Origin of the sequence: Chryseobacterium shigense (assembly GCF_900156575.1) — a bacterium.
Classification (GTDB): Bacteria; Bacteroidota; Bacteroidia; order Flavobacteriales; family Weeksellaceae; genus Chryseobacterium; species Chryseobacterium shigense.
Genome location: NZ_FTNY01000001.1, coordinates 643,073 through 665,798, shown reverse-complemented (window position 1 = coordinate 665,798; position 22,726 = coordinate 643,073). Strand labels below are relative to the sequence as shown.

Here is a 22,726-nt window from a genome sequence, read left to right as displayed (position 1 = left end):
GAATACAATTGGAGAGAATTATCTTTCCAATTTTTTTATGGTTAAAAAATGGCTGGCCAGCTGGATTAATGTTACCGTGAACACGAAAAACAGAATGATGTACTTATGCTCCGTTGCTGTAGAAATCATCATTGAAAGCTGATCTTCATTAAGAAAAGTAAACAGGAATCCAAGACACATGATAAGCACTACCGAAAACAAGGCATATAATTTTAGATTGAATTGGAGTTGCTGCTTGATTTCAATTTTCCTGATGATTTTATCCGAAAATCCTAACGGAAATCCCGCATCAGACTTTTGTTCCAATGAGTGGTAAACCATTCCGTAAATGTTCAGATCATTCTCAGACAATTCCGTGAAACCCTTCTGATCATCGATGATCTTTTGATTTATTTTATCTTGATTGGTATCCATCTTTTTCAAGTTTTTCTTTTAATAATTTTCTTGCTCTGAACAAATAACCTTTAATCGTTCCCTCCGGAAATTTTGTAATCTTCTGAATTTCCTGAATACTGAAATCATCCAGATGATACAGTGTAATGACCGTTCTGTAGGGTAGAGGCAGCTCACTGATCAGTCTGTTGATGTAGAGATCGAATTCTTTTCCTATGAGTTTGGTTTCCGGAGTTTCGGAAGAAAACCTGAAGTCTGAGTCATCATCAATACTATTGAATTGATATTTTGAATTTTTCTTCAGGTAATTAACCGCAATATTGTAGGTGATTTTAGCGATCCAGGTGGACAGTTTAGATTCTCTTTTAAAGTTTTTCAACTGATCATACACTTTTATAAAAACTTCCTGACCTACATCCTCGATATCTTCATCATTACTTAATAACCTGTTCAAAATAGAATAAACCAAATTCTGATATTGCTTCACAATAGATTGAAAAGCGCCAAGGTTTCCCTTCAGAATCTCATTAATGGTTTTTTCTTCATCAAACATATTACATTAGACAATCTTTTTATAGTAAGGTTACAAATTTCTAATATATCGTAATTTTTGTAACCTTTGGTTATCGTATTTTGTCTATTGGTTAAATCTAAATTGTTATGAAACATTTGGCACCCTTTATAGTCATGATCGCATTACTCATTGCCATCGCTGTAATTATTGTCGTGATCACCAACTACAACCTAAAAAGGAAGATTCTCAATAAGGAAAATATAGATGAGCGTATGTATATGATCCTTAACAATCTTACCGGATTCAATACCGAAATGCTGAAATGGGGTATCATCCTGTTATTCGGTGGAGCAGGACTTATTGCTCTTGAATTTCTTCCCCATAATGAAAATTCACCACTTCCTTACGGAGTACTGACCGTCTTTGTTGCCCTCGGCTTTCTTACCTATTATTTCCTGATGAAAAATCAGAAGAAATAACCTTCTCTTTCTCTAAATAATCAATAAAAATCCTGAACCATTATAAGGGCAAAAAACTTTGCTCCATGGATTTTTATGCCCTTAATCTAACCTGTTATGAAACGTATATATGCATTTTTAATTTTTATTTTTCTGCTTTTTGCAGACCGTTTATGTGCCCAGAAAGTATTCTCTGGCACGGTAAAAGATTCTGTTTCAGGCAAAGCAGTTCCTTTTGCGTCTTTAAAAATTCTTGATAAGGACCATCATATTATTCAAACGGAAATTTCAAAAGAAAACGGAACATTTTTAATCCCCGTTAAAGAGGATATCACGAATCTTCAACTGCTTGTCACAAGTTCAGAATTCGGATCTAGAACGGTCAGAATTAAAGCAGATCAAACAGATTTTGGAATCTTATTGCTCAACAGGGAAACATCGATTAAAGAAGTAGTGATCAACCTCAAAAAGCCATTGATAAGGAATAAGATAGACGGTTTGGTGTATGACATTCAGGCCGATCCCGAAAGCAGGTCAAAAAATGCCATCGAAATGATGAAAAAATTACCCTATTTGTCCGCAGATGCCAATGAAAATATCCTGTTCAAAGGGAATACCAATTTTAAAATACTAATCAACGGTAAAGAAACCCAGCTTCTCAATACCAATGCAAAAGAAGTATTGAAAAGTATTCCCGCCAGTACCATTCAGAATATTGAGATCATTACCAATCCATCCTCAAAATACGATGCAGAAGGAGCTTCCGGAGTTATCAATATCATAACTACAAAAAAGATGAATGATGGGTATAATGCCTCGGTTAATTTTGGAGCGAAATTTCCCAAACAGGAAGAAAATATAGGATTTTCTCTGAATATGAAACATAAAAAACTGGGTATTTCTGCATACGGCGGTGGTTTTCTGAGAAACAATCCTAAAATAGACAATCACAATCATCAGAATACGGCTTCCATCAGGCTGCAACAGGATGGCAGAACTTCAAACAAAGGTAATGGCGGATATTTTAATGCCAATGTAAGTTATGAAATAGACAGTTTACAATTGCTGAATGTACAGTTGGGCTCAAATCTTTCGAACAGCAAATCTCACGATATTCTGGATTCTTATTTTTATCAGCAGAATGCTCTTTTAGAAAATAATAATTCCAACAACCATTCTGAAAGTAAAGGAAAAGGTTTTGAAGCTTCTGCTAATTATCAGATTGGTTTTAAACATGATAAAAGCCAACTTTTAACCCTGTCTTATAAATTCAATAGTTACGACTACGATATAAACGCTGTTTCAGATATTCAGAACCGGATCACCAATGTATCAAACAGGATTGATCAGCATAATGCCAACCGGAATAGTGAACATACTTTTCAAATCGATTTTGTGAAAAATATAAAGAAAATAACGTTCGAAACTGGGTTGAAAGCCATTCTGAGGAAAAACAGCAGCAACTATATTTCAGTTCCGGACAATGGAAATAACTCGGATGAGTTCGTCAACAGACAAAACATTTACGGCGCTTATGGGTCTGCAAAATTTTCCTTATTCAACTGGAATTTTCAAACCGGTTTAAGAGCAGAAAGTACAGCCACTGATGTGAATTTTACCTCTACCAATACCGCAGTTGATCAAAACTATTTCAATTGGATCCCGAATATTTCAATAGGGAAAACCTGGAAAGACAATCACAGCATCAGTTTTGGTTTCTCCCAGAGGATCAAAAGACCGGGAATCATTCGGTTAAATCCATTTGTCAACCAATCAAATCCTTATTTTGAAATAAGCGGAAATCCCTATTTAAAATCCGTAGTGAACAATGATATCATGACCAGCTATTCCTACAATAAAAAAGTAAACCTGAACGTAGGACTTTCCTATTCCTTTTCCAATAAAATTGATCTTAGGGTTTCCACCTATGATCCGGTTACCCATATCACAAAAACGACTTTTGAAAATTCAAGTAAAGCAAGCAGAGTAGGGCTTGACTACTACTTCAATTATCCCGTCACAAAAAAGCTGAATCTGAGCATTAATGGAAATGCCGCCATGTTTTTCATCAGTGGAAAAGTGAATGAATCAACTGTAGAAAATAATCTGTTTACTTACTATATGTACCTGTCTGCCAGTTATCAGTTTGAAAATAGCTGGACGGTCAGTTCAAACCTGGAGATCAACAGCAAAATGCCCGCAGGTTTACAAAGTACCACCAATGCTTATATCGGTTCGTCCTTTAGGGTCAGTAAAAGTATTCTTGCCAATAAAATTTACTTTTCAGCCTTTATCAATAATCCGTTTAACACCTATAGAAAATCAGTTACAGAAACATTTGGAGGTACATTCGAGCAGAATAACTACAGCAGAGACTATTACAGATCTTTCGGCTTCAATGTCACTTATAAATTCGGAAAGCTCAAAGATGAAATTAAAAGTACCCAGCGAAAAATAAATAATAACGATCTCGCGAACTAGGGATCATATTTTTGTAAATCCACGACCATAAAAAGACAGGTTGGAACCGTTTTTGATCTATATCGCTCACATTAAATACTAATATTATGACACCAGAAGACAATACCAACGAACAAAAAAGAAAGCTGGAAGAGATGGATTATAATCCTAATGAAGATATATTCAATAAGGAAAAACATATTCCGCTCGACGGTGACGGAAATCCCATCCTCAATGAAGAGGACGATGACAAAATAGATAAAGGCCTGGATATTCCCGGTACTGAAGATGATGACGATATGGAGGAAATAGGATCTGAGGATGAAGAAAACAACTATTGGAGCACCAGCGATAATGAAGATGACCACGAAGAAGAAAATGACGATGTTTTAACCTAAATTCTAAGCGTACAACATACAAACCTTACTGAAATCAGTAAGGTTTTTTTATTTTTGAAAACCATCTATTCTGCGACGAATATCATTCCCCTCCTCCGGAGGGGTGGATTCGACTAAAAGGAGAAGACGGGGTGGTCAAAAAACAAATACACAAACAATGAAAGAAATCTTAACCCACATCCAAGGCGTTCCCATCCAAAGGAACTTCGTAGAAAACCTACCTTTTAATCCCCATTTAATAGTATTACTAAAAGAAAAACGGAAAGCACGTATTTTAAGTGAGGTTCTTTTCTGGAAAAAAGTTCGGGCCCGAACTTTTCATCACATTGATTTTGACAGACAAAGAATCATCGGAAATTATATCGTGGATTTCTATGTAAAAACTTTAGGGCTAATTGTTGAGATCGACGGTTCCAGCCATGATGAAAAGCAAGTTTATGACGGAATCAGGCAGGAATACCTTGAATCTTTAGGACTTCTGGTTTTCAGGACTACGGATTTTGATGTAAAGAATAATTTGTATGTAGTGATGAAGGAGCTGGAGTATTTTATTATTGAACATTTTGGGACCACCCCGTCTTACAAAATTTTATAAATCTCGCAATCCACCCCTCCGTGGGAGGGGAATCTTCGGTTGGTGTTTTTATTACAGTCATTATCTACAGGTGGCACGTGTATCACTGAGTCCTATATTTAGGAAAACCATCTATTCTACGACGAGTATCATTCCCCTCCTCCGGAGGGGTGGATTCTCCTGAAAGGAGAAGACGGGGTGGTCAAAAAGCAAACACTCACTTTCAACAAACCCATTACTTCGTAACCACCCCGTCTTGCGAAATTTATAGAATTTCTCAATCCACCCCTCCGTGGGAGGGGAATCTTCAGTTGGTGTTTTTATTACAGTTGTTATCTACAGGTGGTTTGTGTATCAACGAGTCATATATTTAGGAAAACCATCTATTCTACGACGACCATCATTCCCCTCCTCCGGAGGGGTGGATTCTCCTGAAAGGAGAAGACGGGGTGGTACTAAAGCAAACACTCACTTTCAACAAACCCATTACTTCGTAACCACCCCGTCTTTCAAAATTTTATAAATTTCTCAATCCACCCCTCCGTGGGAGGGGAATTTTCAGTCGGTGTTTTTGTGGTGGTCGGTATTTGTGGATAAAGACATCCTCAAATTCCCTTGCCTATATTTTCTAATTTGAATATCTTTAAAACTTCAAAACGTTGAATTCTAAACATTGAACTAGATAGCAATATGACATTTCAAGAACAGATACAGCAGGGGATTCCGAATCAGCTGCCACAGCCTAAACCATACGAAACCAACATCAACCATGCACCGAAGCGTAAAGAAATTTTAGGTGAGGAAGAGAAAAAGCTTGCTCTGAAAAATGCTTTACGGTATTTCGAACCTCAGTTTCATGCAGAATTGTTGCCTGAATTTAGAGAGGAACTTGAGAAATACGGGAGAATTTATATGTACAGATTCCGTCCGGATTATGAGATGAAGGCGAGATCTATCGCAGATTATCCCGGGAAATCGGAGCAGGCAAAAGCTATTATGCTGATGATTCAGAATAACCTGGATTATGCAGTGGCGCAGCATCCTCATGAACTGATAACCTATGGAGGAAACGGAGCAGTATTCTCCAACTGGGCGCAATATCTTCTGACGATGAAGTATCTGTCTGAAATGACGGACGAGCAGACTTTAACCATGTATTCCGGCCATCCGATGGGTCTTTTCCCGTCGCATAAAGATGCACCCAGAGTAGTGGTAACGAACGGAATGATGATTCCTAATTATTCCAAGCCGGATGATTGGGAGAAATTCAATGCTTTAGGCGTTACCCAATATGGGCAGATGACTGCGGGAAGTTACATGTATATTGGTCCGCAGGGAATTGTTCATGGAACAACGATCACGGTACTGAATGCTTTCAGAAAGATTAAAAAAGAACCGCAGGGAGGCCTTTTCGTCACTTCAGGATTGGGCGGGATGAGTGGTGCGCAGCCCAAAGCAGGAAATATTGCAGGCTGTATCACGGTATGTGCTGAAGTGAATCCAAAGATCACTAAAATCCGTCACGACCAGAAGTGGGTGAATGAGATTTATGAGAATATAGAGGAACTGATAGAGAGAGTAAGAAAAGCTCAGGAAAATAAGGAAACCGTTTCTCTTGCTTACCTTGGAAACATTGTTGAGGTTTGGGAGAAATTTGATGAGAAAAACTTAAAAATCGATATCGGGTCAGATCAGACATCGCTTCATAATCCTTGGGCTGGTGGCTATTATCCGGCGGGTCAGAGTTTTGAAGAATCGAATGCGATGATGGCTGAAAATCCTGAATTGTTTAAAGAAAAAGTTCAGGAAACCTTAAGAAGACACGCCGCTGCGATCAATAAACACACGCAGAAGGGAACGTACTTCTTTGATTACGGAAATGCCTTTTTACTCGAAGCTTCAAGAGCCGGAGCAGATGTAATGGCTGAAAATCCTACGTTGGGAAGAGAATTCAAATATCCTAGCTATGTTCAGGATATTATGGGACCTATGTGTTTCGATTATGGTTTTGGGCCGTTTCGTTGGGTATGTGCCAGCGGAAATCCGGAAGACTTGCAGAAAACTGATGATATTGCATGCGCTGTGTTGGAGGAGATGGTGAAAAACTCTCCGGAAGAGATTCAGCAGCAGATGAAAGACAATATCCAGTGGATCAAAGGCGCTCAGGAAAACAAACTGGTGGTAGGTTCACAGGCAAGAATCCTTTATGCAGATGCAGAAGGAAGAATGAAGATTGCTGAAGCTTTCAATAATGCCATTAAAAACGGGGAGATCGGGCCTGTTGTTTTGGGAAGAGACCATCACGATGTTTCCGGTACAGATTCCCCTTACAGAGAGACTTCCAATATCTATGACGGCTCAAGATTTACCGCAGATATGGCGATTCACAACGTGATTGGCGACAGTTTCCGTGGGGCTACCTGGGTATCTATCCACAACGGTGGTGGAGTAGGCTGGGGTGAAGTGATCAATGGTGGTTTCGGAATGCTGCTGGACGGTAGTGATGAAGCAGACCGAAGACTGAAATCTATGCTCTTCTGGGACGTGAACAACGGAATTTCCAGAAGAAGCTGGGCCAGAAATGAAGGCGCGGTTTTTGCCATTAAAAGAGCCATGGAAGCAGAACCCAATCTGAAAGTGACGCTTCCGAATTTTGTGGATGAGAATCTGTTTTAATTCAACAGAAATTAAATCATACTAAACAACTTTGCTGTATTTTTATAGCAAAGTTTTTTTATTTTTATATACATCTTAAGCCTAAAAATAGTTGAAAAAATATACCGCACAAATTAACAACAAACAACTTGTCTTAGTTTCAGAAGATCAAAAAGAGATTGGGAGGATTGTAGAACTCAATAAGTTTTTTTCTTCAGGACATTATATCATTTTTAATTCCAGAAGCTATGATATCAAAAATGTGGGTTTTCTGAAGAACGATGCCGAACTTTTTAATTCCAAAGGCGTCATTTATTTTACAGATTTGGGGAAGGAAAGAATTATTAAGTCCGGAGCCGATGTTAGGATTTATAATTTTAAATTGAGTAAAACCAATCAGCTATTTGAAAAAGGAAAACTCTTAATAGAAGTCATAACCGAAGAGAAAAAGAAACTTAAATATCCTATTTATCACGCTGAGGTTGATGAATCTGTTGATGACTTACTGGTGTTGTTTTTCTTACATTATTCTACGCAGGAGTTTAGTTCTATTGGTGGGGATGGGGATTAGATAATAGTTTAATTTTTAGATATAGAAAAACCTGCTATGTTGCAGGTTTTTTTGGGGAAGCTAATATTATATTTCTGGAATTAATTTATTTCATTTTTTGTTCTTTAAAGTTTTTACCACCATATTCTTTATATTTTGAATCTTGAAAAGGATAGAAGCTAACTAATTTTGGGACATCAAATGTAGACCAGGCAACAAAATGATCAGCAAAGCGTAGATATTCACTTTTACTTAACGGATATATATCTATTAAATTCTTGATTGATTTTGTGTCAAAGATACTTATTGTGCAAACTGAGCAATTCTTTTCTCTAAACTTTTTCACAAAACTTGATATTTCATCTTTTGATAAATTATTTATATCAAGATAGATATTGTAGTTTTTACTAATATTATTTTCGGTTGTTGAAATTATCTCATATTTTAATTGAGATAAATTTACACTAGGAATCTGACTATCATCTTTGATAATATTTTGTAATGGGATCCACCCATAATGCGTTGCAGATAGATGAGAAGGCTCTACAATTCTTACCTTGGCCCAATTATTTTTTTCTTGTTCAATTGAAATAGTACAAGTATAATCAACTTGCATGTATTGAGTTTCTCCAATAATATCTGTTGCTTTTTGGTTTATCAACTTATTATATTTTTTTCCTGGACCATCTCTAAGAAAAATATTTTCACCTTTTATTTCATATATTTTCTTGTCCAAATTTGAATCATTAAATCCGTACATCTTTAATGAATCAATTTCATGATCATTATTTAGAACTAATGTATCTAAATTGATATTTGCATCAGTATTAGACTTTTTACAATTTGTAAGTGAAAAAAATCCTAGAATTAATAGTAAAGTTGTTTTCTGCATATGTTTGTAATCAATTATAACTTTTCAAATGTAATTATTTGAAATAGTTGATAATTATGGTTTCCCATAATCAATCACCAAATCACCCACCCAACCCCTCCGCAACTCCCACCCACTATTAAAACAAACCACCGTACTCCTCCGGAACTTTAAAACAAACCTGTTTCTAATCTCCGGAGGACTCCGGAAGTCTCCCGCAACATGCAGGAAGCCACAGAAGTACTCCGGAGATCACGCGCAAGACTGTTTGTAACCTAACGACTTTTTAATATATTTGATTCTGAAAATCACCATCAATTCACTAACCAATACACAAAAAAGCGTATGAAAATTTCACTCACCAAGCTGAGTACTAAAGATCTTGCGACTTTAGCTCAGAGAACCATTTCAAATGCCCAGTCGGGGAAATATCCGGTTATTGCCCACCATCCGCTGCTTGCAGATTTGCAGGCTTCCTATACCGAATACGATAAGGTGTATACCAAACAGGTCTACAGCGGGAAAGGAAAAGACGTTGCCGCGCTGGACCATGAAAGAGATGTTGCGTACACCAGGATGAAGGCATTCCTGAACGGGTACCGGAAGCTATCTTCTGCCGCCAATTATCAGCTGGCGGAAAACCTCTACCAAGTATTTAAAACTTTCGGGCTGGATCTGGACCGAAGAAGCTATTCTTCCCAGACTGCCCAAATGAAAAAGCTGATCGAAACCCTGGAAAGTTCCGAAAATATGCACAAAATCAGAAGCCTTGCTCTGGAAACCGCATTGGCTGATATGAAAGCCAAACATGAAGCTTTTGAAACGCTGTTTTCTGAACAGGCAGGGATTAATGCAGATCTTCGCCAGATGAAAAGCGCATCGGCCATCCGAAAGGATCTGGAAAAAAAACTGAAAACGTATATCAGTTTATTAACCGTGATGAAAAACGTTCCGGGTTGGGAACTTTTCTACAATGATGTCAATGAATTGGTAAAGGCCGCCAAAAACTCTTCTGTCTTAAGTTCAAAGCAGGAAAAACCATCTTAAAACAATAGAACCCAAAAAACTCAGCACAGCGCTGAGTTTTTTGTATTTCTTATCGTTGGAGCATCGCAAAGGCGAAAGTTTTTTAGGCTAAATGATGAGGTAAGGGGCAAGAAAATCGAAGATTTCGGGAAGGTGGAGATTGAGATTGCTTAGTCGCTGCACTCCTCGCCATGACGGCAGGAATCATTAAGGGTATTTTCGCGGTTTAGAAATAATAAGCGTCACGCTTTATAAAACATCTTTGATGTTTATTAACGACCCTTAATACCTTAAATGTTCTTAATGGTTCAAAACAAATAAAGGTTAGAAACTCCTTATTTTTTATACTTTTTCAGTTCTTCCTCCAGCCTTTTGTTCTCCTTTTTCAGGATCTGGATAAGGTCTCTCTGGCTTTCCAGAAGATATTCCGGGACATTGCAGTAATAATTACCGCTTATATTATTTCCAAAGCTACTGCTTGAAGTAATATTATCAAAATGGTTGATCTGTTTAGCTTCCTCTTCCTGATAAATATCTTCCAAAGGAACTTCCAGAAAACGGGCAATTTTTTCCCATTCTTCTTTTCGGATGCTTACATCTCCGCTTTCTTTTCTGCTGTAGTTGGAGACATCTGTAGCAATGATATCAGCGATTTGCTGCTGCGTGATGCCTTTTCTTTTTCGTACGTCGCGTAGTTTTTCTTTTTGCATAGCTGTATTTTTTACAAATATGCAAAATATTACGCAAAAAAAACAGAGGTGAGGGTTTTTGAGGGTGAGATTTTATCATTCTTTTTTTGTTCAGATCAAAGGGTATGGTTGGTTTTGTTGGGAAATCGCAAAGGCGCAATGTTTTTTTATTTTGTATGGATATGGAAGGGGCAAGAAAATCAAAGATTTTCAGCTAAGTATTCATGGTGAAATGGATGATATTCCGTTTGATCGGAGATGAAATCCGTGTACTTTAAAATATTCTTTTTAATAGGTCCTGCTGCTAATAATCCATGTCAAGGTTCAAAACGTTGACATGGATATTCGCACTGAAAAAATTTCCCAAACCTTACGTTAAATTATAAGAATGATCATCCATGTCAAGGTTCAAAACCTTGACATGGATATTCGCGCTGAGAAAAATTCCCGAACCTTGTGATAAATCATCAGAAAGAAAAGCTAAAAAAATAACAAGCTCCGGCGATCGAAGATCGCCGGAGCCCATTTAAAATTATTTTAAAAGTAAGTCTTACTTTTTCACCGCTGCTATAGCCGCTTCATAATTCGGCTCATGCGAAATATCATCCACCTGCTCCTCATACACTATCTTTCCTGAAGGATCGATCACCACAACGGCTCTGCTTAACAGGCCTTTCATCACAGAATCTGTGATTTCTACGCCATACGTCTTTCCGAAATCAGATCGGAAATCAGAAAGCATCACCACATTCTTGATTCCTTCTGCACCACAAAATCTTTTTTGGGCAAAAGGTAAATCTTTGGAAATACAAAGAACCACCGTATTGGGGATATTGGCCGCATCTTCATTGAAATGATGGACCGAGGCCGAGCAAACGCCCGTATCTACGCTTGGGAAAATATTAAGAATGATGAATTTTCCTTTGTAAGAATCCAGAGTCTGATCTTTCATCGTAACGTCCGTAAGGGTAAACTTGGGCGCTGCCTTATTCACTGCCGGCAATTTGGCGTAGGTGTGGACTGGTTTTCCTCCCATCATCACTGTATTCTTCTGAGCGAAAGTACCTACTGAAAGAAGAAATAACGTACTGAAAATTATTTTTGAAAACATGACATTTTATTTTGAACAAAATTATTCTTTTTTTAGTCTCCGTTTATTAATTTTAATTCAAATACCCGATACATAGAGCAAATCTATCAACGGTCTCTTTTTAAAATCAATTTTATCGGCTACCTTTATTCTATATAATTTTAGAATCACATTCAGTTATCAAAAAAATAAAAATTTATGAATTCAGTCAACAAGCCGTTATTTCAAGATATTTTTAAAAACGAAAACGATATTCCCGAAGAATATAAAGTTCCCGAGATTCACCAGAAGGTCTATCTTCTGAATGGGGAACTGGTAGAATGGAAAGGGGAGGTGCAGAATATCTATTCTCCCGTCTGTGTCCCTACAGAAAATGGTCTGGAAAGAAAACTTCTCGGAAGTATTCCCAATATCACGCCCAAAGAAGCGATGGACGTTCTTGAAGCTTCCGTAAAAGCCTATGATAATGGTCTGGGAGAATGGCCAACGATGTCTGTAGAAGGGCGAATCAAATGTATGCAGAAGTTTGTGTACCTCATGATTGAGCAGCGTGATCTGGTCATCAAACTGCTGATGTGGGAAATCGGAAAAACGCTGGCCGATTCTACCAAGGAATTCGACAGAACGGTAGATTATATCAATCAAACCATTGATGCCCTGAAAGATCTGGACAGAGAGTCTTCCCGTTTTCAGGAAGCAGAAGGAACGATTGCGCAGATCAGAAGAGCTCCTCTGGGTGTCGTTCTAAGTATGGGGCCATTCAATTATCCTTTGAATGAGATCTTTACTACCCTGATTCCTGCACTGATCATGGGAAATACGATCTTATTTAAACTTCCAAAGCATGGCGTTTTGGCGCATTACCCATTACTGAATGCCTTTAAAGAAGCCTTCCCGAAAGGAACGGTGAACACGCTTTATGGCAAAGGTTCGGAGATCATCACCCCGATTATGGAAAGCGGAAAGGTAAATGTTCTTGCCTTTATCGGGTCCAGTAAAGTAGCCAATGGCTTGAAGAAACTCCATCCTAAAGTGAACCGCCTGCGCGCCATCCTCAGTCTTGATGCTAAAAATGCTGCCATTGTAACTAAAAATGCGAATCTGGATGTGGCTGTAAGTGAATGCATTCTGGGAGCTCTATCTTTCAACGGACAGCGTTGCACTGCTCTTAAACTGATATTTGTTCAAAAAGAAATTGCCGAGGAATTTACAGCAAAATTAAGTGCAGCAGTTTCTGCACTAAAACCAGGGCTGCCGTGGGAAAAGGATGTGAAAGTAACGCCACTTCCCGAAGTGAATAAACCTTCTTATCTGAAAGAATGTATTGAAGATGCTTTAGCAAAAGGAGGGAAGGTTTTAAATGAAAACGGAGGATTTACAGAAGAATCTTTTGTCTTTCCTGCTGTAGTGTATCCGGTGAATAGTGATATGAAATTATACCACGAAGAACAGTTCGGTCCTGTGATTCCTGTGGTTCCGTTTGAAGACCTGGAAGAACCTATAGATTATCAGGTCAATGCTTCACATGGGATGCAGGTGAGCATTTTCAGTGAAGATCCGCAGGAGGTTTCCAGATTAATTGATCCTTTTGTGAATCTGGTAAGCCGTGTGAACATCAATTGTCAGGCGCAGCGCGGACCGGATGTTTTTCCGTTTACAGGGCGAAAAGACAGTGCAGAAGGTACACTTTCTGTTTTTGATGCCCTCCGTTCATTCTCCATAAGATCTCTGGTAGCTGCAAAACTGACGGATTCCAATAAGAAATTATTAAATACCATTGTGAGAGAACATGATTCTAATTTTCTAAGTACAGACTATATTTTCTAGACGGATTGTTTCTTCTATTTAACATAAAATATTAATCCTCAATAAATTTCTTTATTTTTTGAGGATTTTGTACTTTGAGACATAGAGTTTTAATTTTTGTGTTAAAAAAAAGCGGTATTTTTATCAAAATACGGCTTTACGTATAGAGTTTCGAGCATGTCTTTAATGGAAAAAGAGTTTTTAGAGAAAATTGAGAAACATAAAGGTGTTATCTTCAAGATCTCTAAAATGTATATGGACGATCAGGATGATCAGAATGATCTTTATCAGGAGATCATTTATCAGGCCTGGAAATCATACGGAGATTTCCAGAGGAGAAGTGACTTCTCTACATGGCTCTACCGCACAGCGCTCAATACTGCCATTGTATTTTTGCGGAGTGAAAAAAAGCGGAGTTTTATACAAAATCAAGGGGTTGAGAATCTTGTTGTTCCGCACGAATCTTATAATGATGCAGATGATAAAAATATGAAACTCATGTATGAGGCTATCCACCAGCTTAGTCCTATAGATAAAGCATTAATCTTCTTCTTTCTGGAAGATTTTTCCGGAAAAAAGATCGCCCTTCAGTTGGGAATCACGGAAGTGAATGCCCGTGTAAAGCTCAACAGGGCCAAGGTGAAACTGAAGGAAATCATTGAAAAGCAAAGGAATAGCAAGATTTAAAAACAAAACAAATGGAGTTAGAAAATTTTAAAGAACTTTGGGATAAAGACAACAGGCAGGATCTGCCTGAGATATCCCTCCAGAAACAAGGTGAAATTCATTCTCCGATGCAGATGCTGAAGATCAATATGGAAACAGAATTCTGGCTGATGGTCGTCACCATGCCCATGCTTCTGATCGGCTTTCCATTGGCCTCCGGAGACAGGAATGTCGTGATTATCTCTGCCTTTGTCGTCGCACTGACACTAGGATTTATACTCTATTTCTACTCCCGTTTTCTCAAACTTTACAAAATACTCTGCAAAAGCGGAATCAATACCAATTATGACCTGTTCAACCTTAAAACACAGCTTTTAATATCGAAAGAAATCTACATTTCCTATTATATTTCCTATATTCCACTTGCTTTTCTGTTATCACTTATCAAGATCAACTTCCATTTTGAAGTGAAATACAATCTTGCTATTTTCGGGATCAGTTTCATCATTACCCTCCTGCTCGTCTGGTTTATTATCAAGTACTGGATTTATTATATGTACGGCAGGTATATAGAAGATGTGGTACGTTTGGTAGATGAACTGAACGGACTGGAAATACAACCCAAAAATACCGGAAAAAATTCCTGGTTTGAACGTTCGCAGAGTTTTTTTATGAATAAATTCGGCTTTAAAGGAAATATTCTGAATACCGTTGTTTGGTTTGTATCGGTATATATCTTTATCATCATATTTTTAACTTTGGTTCTTTTTATTTTCATCTTTATTGGGGTAAAACTGGATTTTATTGATCTGAATATCCTTCAAAAGGCTTTGGATCAACTGAATTAATTTTTTTTAAAATTTAATCCCGTAAAAAACTTAATACACTATCAATCCTGTAAGAAATTTTCTTACGGGATTATTTTCTTTAAAATACAAACCAGAAATCCTTTAGCTGGGAAACACCCGTATCACAGGATTGGAAAACCTTGAATGAAATGGCAGGAATAGAATATTGTTTTTTTTTAAATTTTTCCCTAAAGGGTGTAACATTTTTGTCTTTTTTCTACTAACTATTAGAAATATAAAATGTTAGTAATCTGTTCGAGCTTGTACATTTCAGATATGAACTGACGAATCAATGGATAAAAAACATTGCAGAAAAACTTTAAAAATTAAAATTATTTCGTGCAAAAGCTCCGTTTCTCCGATACGGATGCTGGAGAAAAACAAGAAAACACATCATGAGGCCCAGCAGAAATTTTCTGTTGGGATTTTTATTTTTAAGAAACAGGTGTAACATTTTCAGATATTTAAAACTAACTCTATAGAGCTTAAAATCATGAACTCATTGGAGCAGGAATTTTTAGACAAAATAGAAAAACATAAAGGAATCATTTTTAAGATTTCCAAAATGTATATGTCCGAAAAAGACGACCGGGATGATCTTTTTCAGGAAATCACGTATCAGATATGGAAAGCCTATCAAAGCTTTAGAGGACAGAGCGAATTTTCTACCTGGCTCTACAGGATCGCACTGAATACCGCGATTATTTTTCTGAAATCTGAGAAAAAAAGAAGTTTTATTTCGAATGAAGATTTTTCGGTCTCTAAGGTGATTCAGGATGAATACGACGACGAAAAGGAAGAAAAGCTTACGAAGATGTATAAAGCAATCCGACAGCTGAATCCTATTGATAAAGCTTTTATTTTTTACTATCTGGAAGACTTTTCAGGAAAAGAAATTGCAGAGCAGATGGGAATTTCTGAAGGCAATGCAAGAGTGAGAATGAACCGTGCCAAAAATAAACTGAAAGATATTCTAACCTCAAATTAATTATAACTTTAAATCAATACTCATGAATATAGATGAATTAAAAAACGTTTGGAATGAAGAGGTATCAGAAGGAACCCCTGAAATAAGTATTGAGCAGAGACATAAGATCAACCTGCCGCTGGAAAAAATGCGCAAAAACATGCGCATGGAATTCTGGTCCGTGATTGGAATTTTTATATTTTCATTTACAGTATGCGCCTTTTGCAGGCCATTCAAACTCCAGTTCTATATCACGGTTCTTGTGGCATCTATGCTTTTGGTGACGATTTTCTTTTTTAGTAAATTTTTCAGGCTTTACAGTGATATCAGCAATCCTATGCTTAAAACTTATGATTCATTAAAAGATCTGGTAATGCAGTTCAATCTTAATAAGCAGTATTATTTATCTTATTATCTGAGTTTTGTGCCTTTTATCGTCTGCGAAATGATTATTGTGATAGAATTTATCCCATGGCGTGAGCCAATGAGTGAAATGAAAACAGCTGTTATTCTATTGAGCTCAGTTACGATAGGACTTTTTTTTCTTTTTTTGACCGGGAAATTCTGGTTCCACCGTTACTACGGAAGGTATATTGATCATATTGAAGGTCTTTTGGAGGATTTAAAGAAGTAAAAAAGGTTTCGGCGGGCTGAAAGCCCGCCGAAACCTATAAAACTATTGAAGTTCTTTTTCTTTTGCTATTTCATTCTTGATCCATTCCAGTTGTGGATCTCTCTTATCAATGATATCTTGCATGCTTTCCTTAATTACAACATCCGGAGAAACTCCTTTCTTTGTATTTTGGAAATCAATGTTGGGTTGCACCAATAATAATCCGATAGGAAGATTGATCTTGGAGTTTGGCAGCTTTTGATAGGAGTAAAATCCGGCCACGGTTCCATCATTGGCACCGCCGGTTTCTTCACCAACGAGAACTGCGCGTTGATCGTATTTCAGTTTCGCTGTGATAATGGAGGATGCTGAAAAGCTCCCGCCGTTGATGAGTACAAAAACTTTCCCGTTGAATGCCTCTTTGTTGGGTTTTGTAGGCTTATCGGCTTTCATTTTATAAAAAACTTTTCCGTCCTTTTTATAAGTGCTGAAAGTCTGCGCAAAAACATAAGTAGGATAGGCCAGACTCTTAAAAGCATATTGAAAGGCATTGCTTTTTCTGAAATAATTGGTCTTTAGCGGAGTAAGCCTTGACGTAAGCTGCGAAGGCTTGATCAGGACATACGGCTGTGGCGCCAGATAGGAATACAGGTTGTTGATCTCATACAAAGATCCACCATAGTTATTCCGGACATCGATAATAAGGTACTTTGAACCTGCTTTTTTTATTTTTTCAAAGGTTTCCTTATAAAACTTATCCGAATAGTCTCTTGAAAAACTTTTTACTTTTATGTAAGCAGTAGTGCTGTCCTTATCCAGAAATTTAAAATCCCGGTTATAAGAATTGCTTGATGCTACGTAGTCATTCACTTTCTTTTCAGGAGTTCGTTTTTCCTGTTGTTTATCTTGATCCAGATCATTTTTAGATTTAGATTCCCGGTGCAGCGTGTAATTATACTTTTTACCGTTGTACAGTGCTTCTATCGTTGCCGTGTCTTTAAAGCCGTTTTCTGCCGTATAGAAATTAAAGAATACATCCTTTAGAAAATAAGACTGAAAAGTATTATTGTAACCGTCACTGCTGACCAGTGCACGGTATTTTTTTAAGTATTCCGTAACCGGAACATGATTGATGGACACTACTTCGGTTCCAGGTTGTATGTTTTCTATCGAATCTTTATTTTGAATGATATATAAATGATCATCTTTTATATAATATTCAAAGCGGCTGAACATTCCCTTCTTATTTTCAAGAGCTTTAATTTCTCTTTTGGTAAATTTCTTTCTGGGAATTCTTAGCGAAAGATGCCCTTCACGGATATCCGCGATTACAGGTTGAAGTTTAAAATAAAACTCAAGAGGGGTAAGAGGCTGGTTGATCGTCTGTTTCAGACTGTCAAACTTTTGATCAAGATCCTGTTTGGAAATATACCAGTACAGCTGGGGATGCATTTTCTGAAGCTTTGAATACGCATAGTCTACGTCTTCCTTAAGCTTGTCTGGTTCAATGCAGGTTGCCCGCTGCTCATTGTGCCTTCTGATAGATGCACATGAGGAAAGCGCTGCGGCCAGCAATATAATCGAATAATTTTTCAACGTGTTTTGACTTTTTTTTCAATTGGCTAAGTTAAAAAGTTTAAAATAATTCTCGATTAAATAAATAATAAATTATTCAGAAAGCTTTATAAATTTAGTTAAAAAGAAACTTCTATAGAATGATGTTTCTATAGGAAAGTAAAAGTTAATACCTTTGTCAACATATTTAGATGCAGATGATATATTGGATTGTATTTGCTGTTTTTCTTGTTGCCACCTACTTCGTGGTAATGGAGCTTCCGGCTTTCGGAGCAGCACCTAAAGGTGAAAGACTGAAGCGTATAAAAGAGTCAAGGCTTTATAGAAACCAACAATTTCAAAACATCAGTTATACTCCCAATATTTCCGAAGGTTACAGTACCATTAAGGTCACATATGATTTTGTTTTGGGTAAAAAACATAGTCTCCTAAAACCTTTGAAAGCGATTCCTTCCATTCATACAGATTTAAAAAACATTCCTAAAGATCAGGATCTGTTCATCTGGTTGGGCCATTCATCGTATTATCTTCAGACAGATGGGGTATCCTTTCTTGTAGATCCTGTGCTGAGTTTATATGGCTCTCCCTTCAAATACTTTAACAAAGCATTTAAAGGTTCAGATATTTTTACACCGGATGACATTCCCAATCTCGATTATCTGGTGATTACCCATGATCACTTTGACCACCTGGATTATCCGACTGTGAAATCCATAAAAGACCGGACGGATGTGGCCATTGTACCTTTGGGAGTAGGATCACATCTTGAAAGATGGGGCTATCCTGAAGAAAAGTTGATTGAAGAAGAATGGGGAACAGAAGTGCTTTTAAAAAATAAAATAAAAATAAGTTTTACACCTGCAAGACATTTTTCCGGAAGAAGAATAAAGCAGAACAATACTTTGTGGACATCCTATGTTCTGGAAACTCCTACGAAAAAGATATTCCTGGGCGGTGATAGTGGATATGATTCTCATTTTAAAAAGATCGGTGAGCAATTTGGACCTTTTGATTATGCGATTCTTGAGAACGGGCAGTATGACGAAGCATGGAAGTATATCCATGCACTTCCTGAAGATGCTATTGAGGCTGCGATGGACTTGAGGGCCACCAATATTATTCCTGTTCATTCTTCAAAGTTTGCTCTGGCTCTTCATCCGTGGAATGAACCGCTTCAAAAAGCGACGGTTTTAGGAAAAGAAAAAGGGCTCAATATTCTTACCCCAATGATTGGGGAAGTACTGGATATGAATGCTTTTGATCACCAGTTTAAAATCTGGTGGGAAGACTGATTCAGGCGTGCCAGATATCCTTATACCTTGAAGGATGATTTTCAAATTGCTGGCGTACAAAATCACATTCAGGATCTACCAGAAGATCTTTCTCCTCAGAATAGCGTACCAGTTCATCCAGAAGCATTTTGGCATATCCGTGGCCTTCGCGTTCCTCAATGATTTTAGTATAATAAACGATCAGCAGCCTTCCGTCAATTTTTATAGACATATATCCTGCTTTTTCTCCGTTGATCAATAGTTGCAGCTCATCCTGATAGGGAGATATCTCAAACTTTATATTTTCCATAACAATTAATATTTGGTTGAGTTAAAAAAATAACTTCTTTCTACGCATTCGTAAAAAATAATCTTACGACATCGCAATCCTTTCCGGAATTATCCTTCACATTCTTAAAATTACAAATTAAAATAATACAAAACATGAGTTTTGAGGAAACTTAACGAAATTTTAAGTTCTTTTAAAAAGAGAGTTACCGAAGGTCAGAGTAGAAAAAGATAGGAGTAGAAGAGTACAGTAAAAGAATTGTGTATTCATAAGTTATTGTGGCATAGGCGAAAATGTGACAGGTTTTTTGAACATGGCGATGAGGGTATTTGTTTTTTTAACAAAGATTGGGAGACTGCTTTAAGAGATTGGCATTTTAATTGACTTTAATGAAGTAATTTAATTTAAAAATAAGGCTAAGTATGAAAAAAATATTAATTGCATTACTGCTCACAGGAACTTTTGGGTTGAGCTTTGCACAGTCGGATTATTATAACGATTACAGAAGAAGTATTACGGATGTCAATTGGCAATCGGTGGCAGCAGATCTTTTGCTTTCCGTATCCCAGACCAATCAGCTGAATTCTTTAAATGACAGATACCGTGACTATGATTCATGGAACAGGGCCTATGTAAGCCAGCCTGATCGATGGAGAGAAGACAGATATTATGAAATAGAAAGAATTCTTGGAAGGGAAAAGTATACCAAGTTCAAAAAAAATTATTATAAAGGGCAGAATCCTGTAGCGGTCTATAACCGAAACAAAAATAATTATAAGAAAAATAAAGGCTATAAAAACAAAGAGTACAAAATGAATAAGAAAAAAGAACATCATCATTAAATCAATGATCAATTATACATTCAGTTTTTTAGTGGCCGGCATTTTTGCCGGTCATTTTTTGTTATATGTATAATAAGAATTACCATATTTTTATTGGTTTGAATTTTATAACTTAGTACTATGGAATCTAAAGAAACAATACAAGGATTTTATTTACGGAATGCCTCAGTGGAAAGGCTGGAGAGTGATAAGTCTGCCGGAGTAGGGCATTTTAATGTGTTTACGCGCGAAAGTTGTTCACTGCTAACACCTTACAGCAGGCGGGATTATTATAAAATTTCACTCATCATCGGAAAGGGAAAACTTCATTATGCTGATAAATGGATCTATGTAGACCGTCCGGCACTGCTGTTTTCAAATCCTGTCGTTCCTTATTCATGGGAAGCAGATGACGAAGATCAGACCGGTTGGTTTTGCCTTTTTACCGATCAGTTTTTGCAGAACGGTACTCGTCTGGGTAACCTTCAGGATTCGCAGCTCTTTAAAATTGGGGGAACGCCTATATTTTTTGTTGATAAGGATCAGCAAAAAACCATCTCGGACCTTTTTATCAAAATGATGTCTGAGATTGAGTCCGAGTATATGCATAAATATGATATGCTCCGTACGTGCCTTCATCTTTTGATCCATGAAACGATGAAGATGCATCCTGCAGAAAACTTTGAACCGTATCAGAATGCTTCACATAGAGTGGCCTCACTATTTATGGAACTTCTTGAAAGACAATTTCCGATAGACAGCCCTGAAGCCTTTTTGAAGTTGAAAACACCTAATGATTATGCTCAGAGTCTTTCCATTCATGTCAACTCTTTAAACCGTTCCGTTAAGGAAATGACCGGAAAAACCACCAGCCAGCAGATTGCCTCAAGAATCACTCAGGAAGCCAGTGCACTTTTGAAACATACGGACTGGAATATCTCCGAAATCGCCTATGGATTAGGATTTGAGGAGCCTGCTTATTTTACCAATTTCTTTAAAAAGCAGACAGGATTAGCGCCCAACACAGTCAGAACAACGGTTGTTTGATTTTTATAATTCTTAGTTTGAATTCTATAGAACATCCGGACTGGTCTTGTTTTAATTTTGTCTTATCAATTTTAAAATCACAACCCATTATGAAATTCAGAAAATTAGGAAACACAGGAGAGCAGTTATCTGCAGTAGGATTAGGATGTATGGGAATGAGCTTTGCTTATGGCCCGGCAGATGAGCAGGAAAGCATCAGTACCTTACACAAGGCATTGGATTTAGGAGTCAACTTCTGGGATACGGCAGATATGTATGCGGACGGAGAAAATGAAAAACTTATCTCAAAGGTTTTGGTTCCGAACCGCGATAAGATCTTTATCGCGACTAAATTCGGATTCAGATTTAAAGATGGAAAACCGAGCCATAGCGGAGCACCCGGGACCTATTTTGACGGTTCACCGGAGTGGATTAAAAAAGCTGTTGATTTAAGTCTTCAACGATTGAAAATCGATACCATTGATCTTTATTATGCGCACAGAGTAGATCCGAATATTCCTTTAGAAGAAACGGTAGGCGCTATGGCAGAACTGGTAAAAGCCGGAAAAGTAAAGTACCTGGGATTGTCAGAAGCTTCAGCAGAATCGATCAGAAAAGCTAATAAAATCCATCCGATTACCACATTGCAGTCAGAGTATTCCATTCTGACGAAGGATATCGAAAATGAAATACTTCCGACCGTCAGAGAGTTAGGAATCACATTAGTTCCATATTCTCCTTTAGCCAGAGGTCTTTTTGCTAATATCAATGACGTGCAGAATTTTGAAGATGAAGATTTCAGAAAAACCTTACCCCGTTATCAGGAAGAATATCTTGAAAACAACAGAAACCTGGCAAAGGAAATCAATGAACTGGCTCAGTCTAAAGGAGTAAAAGGGACTCAGTTGGCGCTTGCATGGGTACTCAATCAGGGAGAAGATATCATTCCGATTCCGGGAACTAAACGGATTAAATATCTGGAAGAGAATATTGAAGCTGTGAACATTGATCTGTCACCATCAGATCTTGAAACGATCGACAGTCTTCTTGAAAAATACCCTAACGTGGGCGAACGATACACTGAAGGTTCAATGAAATTAGTCAATAACTAAACCTGTCCTGTTTCCGGATTCCTGAATGTAAGCAGGAATCCGGATTTATTGGAA

The 22,726-nt window shown here is 37.4% G+C and carries 23 protein-coding genes; 16 read left to right on the top strand and 7 right to left on the bottom strand.

Features of this window, described 5'->3' with window-relative positions; translation table 11 throughout:
• Positions 1-18: 18 nt before the first annotated feature.
• Both BW964_RS03105 and BW964_RS03100 read right to left on the bottom strand, forming a co-directional pair.
• Positions 19-414 (bottom strand): hypothetical protein, encoded by a 396-nt coding sequence (locus BW964_RS03105; RefSeq protein ID WP_123912014.1) that lies wholly within the window; start codon positions 412-414, stop codon positions 19-21.
• Entirely contained in the window at positions 395-946 is a 552-nt protein-coding gene (locus BW964_RS03100) for an RNA polymerase sigma factor (RefSeq protein ID WP_076504595.1), read from the bottom strand. The genes BW964_RS03105 and BW964_RS03100 overlap by 20 nt, the downstream gene beginning before the upstream one ends.
• A gap of 107 nt (positions 947-1,053) precedes the next feature.
• On the opposite strand from BW964_RS03100, the gene BW964_RS03095 reads away from it, so the two are divergent.
• From BW964_RS03095 to BW964_RS03070, 6 genes are all read left to right on the top strand, one after another.
• Positions 1,054-1,386, top strand: coding sequence for a DUF6249 domain-containing protein (locus BW964_RS03095; protein WP_076504593.1), 333 nt, complete (start codon positions 1,054-1,056; stop codon positions 1,384-1,386).
• A gap of 96 nt (positions 1,387-1,482) precedes the next feature.
• A complete protein-coding gene (locus tag BW964_RS03090; protein WP_076504592.1) occupies positions 1,483-3,846 on the top strand; it encodes an outer membrane beta-barrel family protein in 2,364 nt (787 codons plus the stop codon).
• Positions 3,847-3,932: 86 nt separating this feature from the next.
• Positions 3,933-4,223: a hypothetical protein gene (locus tag BW964_RS03085; protein WP_076504590.1), complete on the top strand. Its 291-nt coding sequence runs from the start codon at positions 3,933-3,935 to the stop codon at positions 4,221-4,223.
• A 157-nt stretch (positions 4,224-4,380) separates the two neighbouring features.
• On the top strand, positions 4,381-4,818 hold the full coding sequence (locus tag BW964_RS03080) for an endonuclease domain-containing protein (protein ID WP_076505429.1): 438 nt from the start codon (positions 4,381-4,383) through the stop codon (positions 4,816-4,818).
• 669 nt (positions 4,819-5,487) lie between these two features.
• Positions 5,488-7,473: a urocanate hydratase gene (locus BW964_RS03075; protein ID WP_076504588.1), complete on the top strand. Its 1,986-nt coding sequence runs from the start codon at positions 5,488-5,490 to the stop codon at positions 7,471-7,473.
• A gap of 91 nt (positions 7,474-7,564) precedes the next feature.
• Positions 7,565-8,023, top strand: coding sequence for a hypothetical protein (locus BW964_RS03070; protein ID WP_076504587.1), 459 nt, complete (start codon positions 7,565-7,567; stop codon positions 8,021-8,023).
• An 85-nt stretch (positions 8,024-8,108) separates the two neighbouring features.
• On the opposite strand, the gene BW964_RS03065 is transcribed toward BW964_RS03070, so the two are convergent.
• Entirely contained in the window at positions 8,109-8,894 is a 786-nt protein-coding gene (locus BW964_RS03065) for a hypothetical protein (RefSeq protein WP_076504585.1), read from the bottom strand.
• Positions 8,895-9,218: 324 nt separating this feature from the next.
• On the opposite strand from BW964_RS03065, the gene BW964_RS03060 reads away from it, so the two are divergent.
• A complete protein-coding gene (locus BW964_RS03060) occupies positions 9,219-9,920 on the top strand; it encodes a DUF6261 family protein (RefSeq protein ID WP_076504583.1) in 702 nt (233 codons plus the stop codon).
• A 314-nt stretch (positions 9,921-10,234) separates the two neighbouring features.
• On the opposite strand, the gene BW964_RS03055 is transcribed toward BW964_RS03060, so the two are convergent.
• Complete coding sequence (locus tag BW964_RS03055) at positions 10,235-10,609, bottom strand: helix-turn-helix transcriptional regulator (RefSeq protein ID WP_076504582.1); 375 nt, start codon at positions 10,607-10,609, stop codon at positions 10,235-10,237.
• A gap of 529 nt (positions 10,610-11,138) precedes the next feature.
• Entirely contained in the window at positions 11,139-11,699 is a 561-nt protein-coding gene (gene tpx, locus BW964_RS03045; protein ID WP_084175547.1) for a thiol peroxidase, read from the bottom strand.
• Positions 11,700-11,876: 177 nt separating this feature from the next.
• Here tpx and BW964_RS03040 point away from each other — a divergent pair, with 177 nt between their 5' ends.
• The 5 genes from BW964_RS03040 to BW964_RS03020 all read left to right on the top strand — a co-directional run bounded on the left by BW964_RS03040 (position 11,877) and on the right by BW964_RS03020 (position 16,599).
• Positions 11,877-13,505, top strand: a complete 1,629-nt coding sequence (locus BW964_RS03040; RefSeq protein ID WP_076504578.1) for an NADP-dependent glyceraldehyde-3-phosphate dehydrogenase — start codon at positions 11,877-11,879, stop codon at positions 13,503-13,505.
• A 156-nt stretch (positions 13,506-13,661) separates the two neighbouring features.
• Positions 13,662-14,171: an RNA polymerase sigma factor gene (locus BW964_RS03035; protein ID WP_076504576.1), complete on the top strand. Its 510-nt coding sequence runs from the start codon at positions 13,662-13,664 to the stop codon at positions 14,169-14,171.
• 11 nt (positions 14,172-14,182) lie between these two features.
• Complete coding sequence (locus tag BW964_RS03030; RefSeq protein WP_076504574.1) at positions 14,183-14,998, top strand: hypothetical protein; 816 nt, start codon at positions 14,183-14,185, stop codon at positions 14,996-14,998.
• A gap of 493 nt (positions 14,999-15,491) precedes the next feature.
• Complete coding sequence (locus BW964_RS03025; protein ID WP_076504573.1) at positions 15,492-15,986, top strand: RNA polymerase sigma factor; 495 nt, start codon at positions 15,492-15,494, stop codon at positions 15,984-15,986.
• A 22-nt stretch (positions 15,987-16,008) separates the two neighbouring features.
• Positions 16,009-16,599: a hypothetical protein gene (locus BW964_RS03020; protein ID WP_076504571.1), complete on the top strand. Its 591-nt coding sequence runs from the start codon at positions 16,009-16,011 to the stop codon at positions 16,597-16,599.
• Between the two features lie 42 nt (positions 16,600-16,641).
• Here the strand turns inward: BW964_RS03020 and BW964_RS03015 are convergent, their stop codons facing one another.
• Positions 16,642-18,174, bottom strand: a complete 1,533-nt coding sequence (locus tag BW964_RS03015) for a S41 family peptidase (RefSeq protein WP_076504570.1) — start codon at positions 18,172-18,174, stop codon at positions 16,642-16,644.
• A gap of 170 nt (positions 18,175-18,344) precedes the next feature.
• Between BW964_RS03015 and BW964_RS03010 the strand changes: the two genes are divergently transcribed.
• Positions 18,345-19,445: an MBL fold metallo-hydrolase gene (locus BW964_RS03010; protein ID WP_317044322.1), complete on the top strand. Its 1,101-nt coding sequence runs from the start codon at positions 18,345-18,347 to the stop codon at positions 19,443-19,445.
• Position 19,446: 1 nt separating this feature from the next.
• Here BW964_RS03010 and BW964_RS03005 read toward each other — a convergent pair whose 3' ends face one another.
• Positions 19,447-19,734, bottom strand: coding sequence for a GNAT family N-acetyltransferase (locus tag BW964_RS03005; RefSeq protein ID WP_076504568.1), 288 nt, complete (start codon positions 19,732-19,734; stop codon positions 19,447-19,449).
• A 401-nt stretch (positions 19,735-20,135) separates the two neighbouring features.
• Between BW964_RS03005 and BW964_RS03000 the strand changes: the two genes are divergently transcribed.
• The 3 genes from BW964_RS03000 (at position 20,136) to BW964_RS02990 (ending at position 22,672) form a co-directional block, all read left to right on the top strand.
• Positions 20,136-20,555, top strand: a complete 420-nt coding sequence (locus tag BW964_RS03000; RefSeq protein WP_076504567.1) for a hypothetical protein — start codon at positions 20,136-20,138, stop codon at positions 20,553-20,555.
• Positions 20,556-20,675: 120 nt separating this feature from the next.
• Positions 20,676-21,581: a helix-turn-helix domain-containing protein gene (locus BW964_RS02995; protein ID WP_076504565.1), complete on the top strand. Its 906-nt coding sequence runs from the start codon at positions 20,676-20,678 to the stop codon at positions 21,579-21,581.
• An 89-nt stretch (positions 21,582-21,670) separates the two neighbouring features.
• On the top strand, positions 21,671-22,672 hold the full coding sequence (locus BW964_RS02990) for an aldo/keto reductase (RefSeq protein WP_076504563.1): 1,002 nt from the start codon (positions 21,671-21,673) through the stop codon (positions 22,670-22,672).
• Positions 22,673-22,726: the final 54 nt, after the last annotated feature.

Excerpts from the sequence above, each read along its gene's own strand:
- BW964_RS03055 (WP_076504582.1), bottom strand. The coding sequence starts at position 10,609 with ATGCAAAAAGAAAAACTACGCGACGTACGAAAAAGAAAAGGCATCACG.
- BW964_RS03060 (WP_076504583.1), top strand. The coding sequence starts at position 9,219 with ATGAAAATTTCACTCACCAAGCTGAGTACTAAAGATCTTGCGACTTTA.
- BW964_RS02995 (WP_076504565.1), top strand. The coding sequence starts at position 20,676 with ATGGAATCTAAAGAAACAATACAAGGATTTTATTTACGGAATGCCTCA.
- BW964_RS03085 (WP_076504590.1), top strand. The coding sequence starts at position 3,933 with ATGACACCAGAAGACAATACCAACGAACAAAAAAGAAAGCTGGAAGAG.
- BW964_RS02990 (WP_076504563.1), top strand. The coding sequence starts at position 21,671 with ATGAAATTCAGAAAATTAGGAAACACAGGAGAGCAGTTATCTGCAGTA.
- BW964_RS03105 (WP_123912014.1), bottom strand. The coding sequence starts at position 414 with ATGGATACCAATCAAGATAAAATAAATCAAAAGATCATCGATGATCAG.
- BW964_RS03035 (WP_076504576.1), top strand. The coding sequence starts at position 13,662 with ATGTCTTTAATGGAAAAAGAGTTTTTAGAGAAAATTGAGAAACATAAA.
- BW964_RS03000 (WP_076504567.1), top strand. The coding sequence starts at position 20,136 with ATGAAAAAAATATTAATTGCATTACTGCTCACAGGAACTTTTGGGTTG.
- tpx (WP_084175547.1), bottom strand. The coding sequence starts at position 11,699 with ATGTTTTCAAAAATAATTTTCAGTACGTTATTTCTTCTTTCAGTAGGT.
- BW964_RS03005 (WP_076504568.1), bottom strand. The coding sequence starts at position 19,734 with ATGGAAAATATAAAGTTTGAGATATCTCCCTATCAGGATGAGCTGCAA.
- BW964_RS03095 (WP_076504593.1), top strand. The coding sequence starts at position 1,054 with ATGAAACATTTGGCACCCTTTATAGTCATGATCGCATTACTCATTGCC.
- BW964_RS03090 (WP_076504592.1), top strand. The coding sequence starts at position 1,483 with ATGAAACGTATATATGCATTTTTAATTTTTATTTTTCTGCTTTTTGCA.
- BW964_RS03025 (WP_076504573.1), top strand. The coding sequence starts at position 15,492 with ATGAACTCATTGGAGCAGGAATTTTTAGACAAAATAGAAAAACATAAA.
- BW964_RS03065 (WP_076504585.1), bottom strand. The coding sequence starts at position 8,894 with ATGCAGAAAACAACTTTACTATTAATTCTAGGATTTTTTTCACTTACA.
- BW964_RS03100 (WP_076504595.1), bottom strand. The coding sequence starts at position 946 with ATGTTTGATGAAGAAAAAACCATTAATGAGATTCTGAAGGGAAACCTT.
- BW964_RS03080 (WP_076505429.1), top strand. The coding sequence starts at position 4,381 with ATGAAAGAAATCTTAACCCACATCCAAGGCGTTCCCATCCAAAGGAAC.
- BW964_RS03040 (WP_076504578.1), top strand. The coding sequence starts at position 11,877 with ATGAATTCAGTCAACAAGCCGTTATTTCAAGATATTTTTAAAAACGAA.
- BW964_RS03075 (WP_076504588.1), top strand. The coding sequence starts at position 5,488 with ATGACATTTCAAGAACAGATACAGCAGGGGATTCCGAATCAGCTGCCA.
- BW964_RS03010 (WP_317044322.1), top strand. The coding sequence starts at position 18,345 with ATGCAGATGATATATTGGATTGTATTTGCTGTTTTTCTTGTTGCCACC.
- BW964_RS03030 (WP_076504574.1), top strand. The coding sequence starts at position 14,183 with ATGGAGTTAGAAAATTTTAAAGAACTTTGGGATAAAGACAACAGGCAG.
- BW964_RS03020 (WP_076504571.1), top strand. The coding sequence starts at position 16,009 with ATGAATATAGATGAATTAAAAAACGTTTGGAATGAAGAGGTATCAGAA.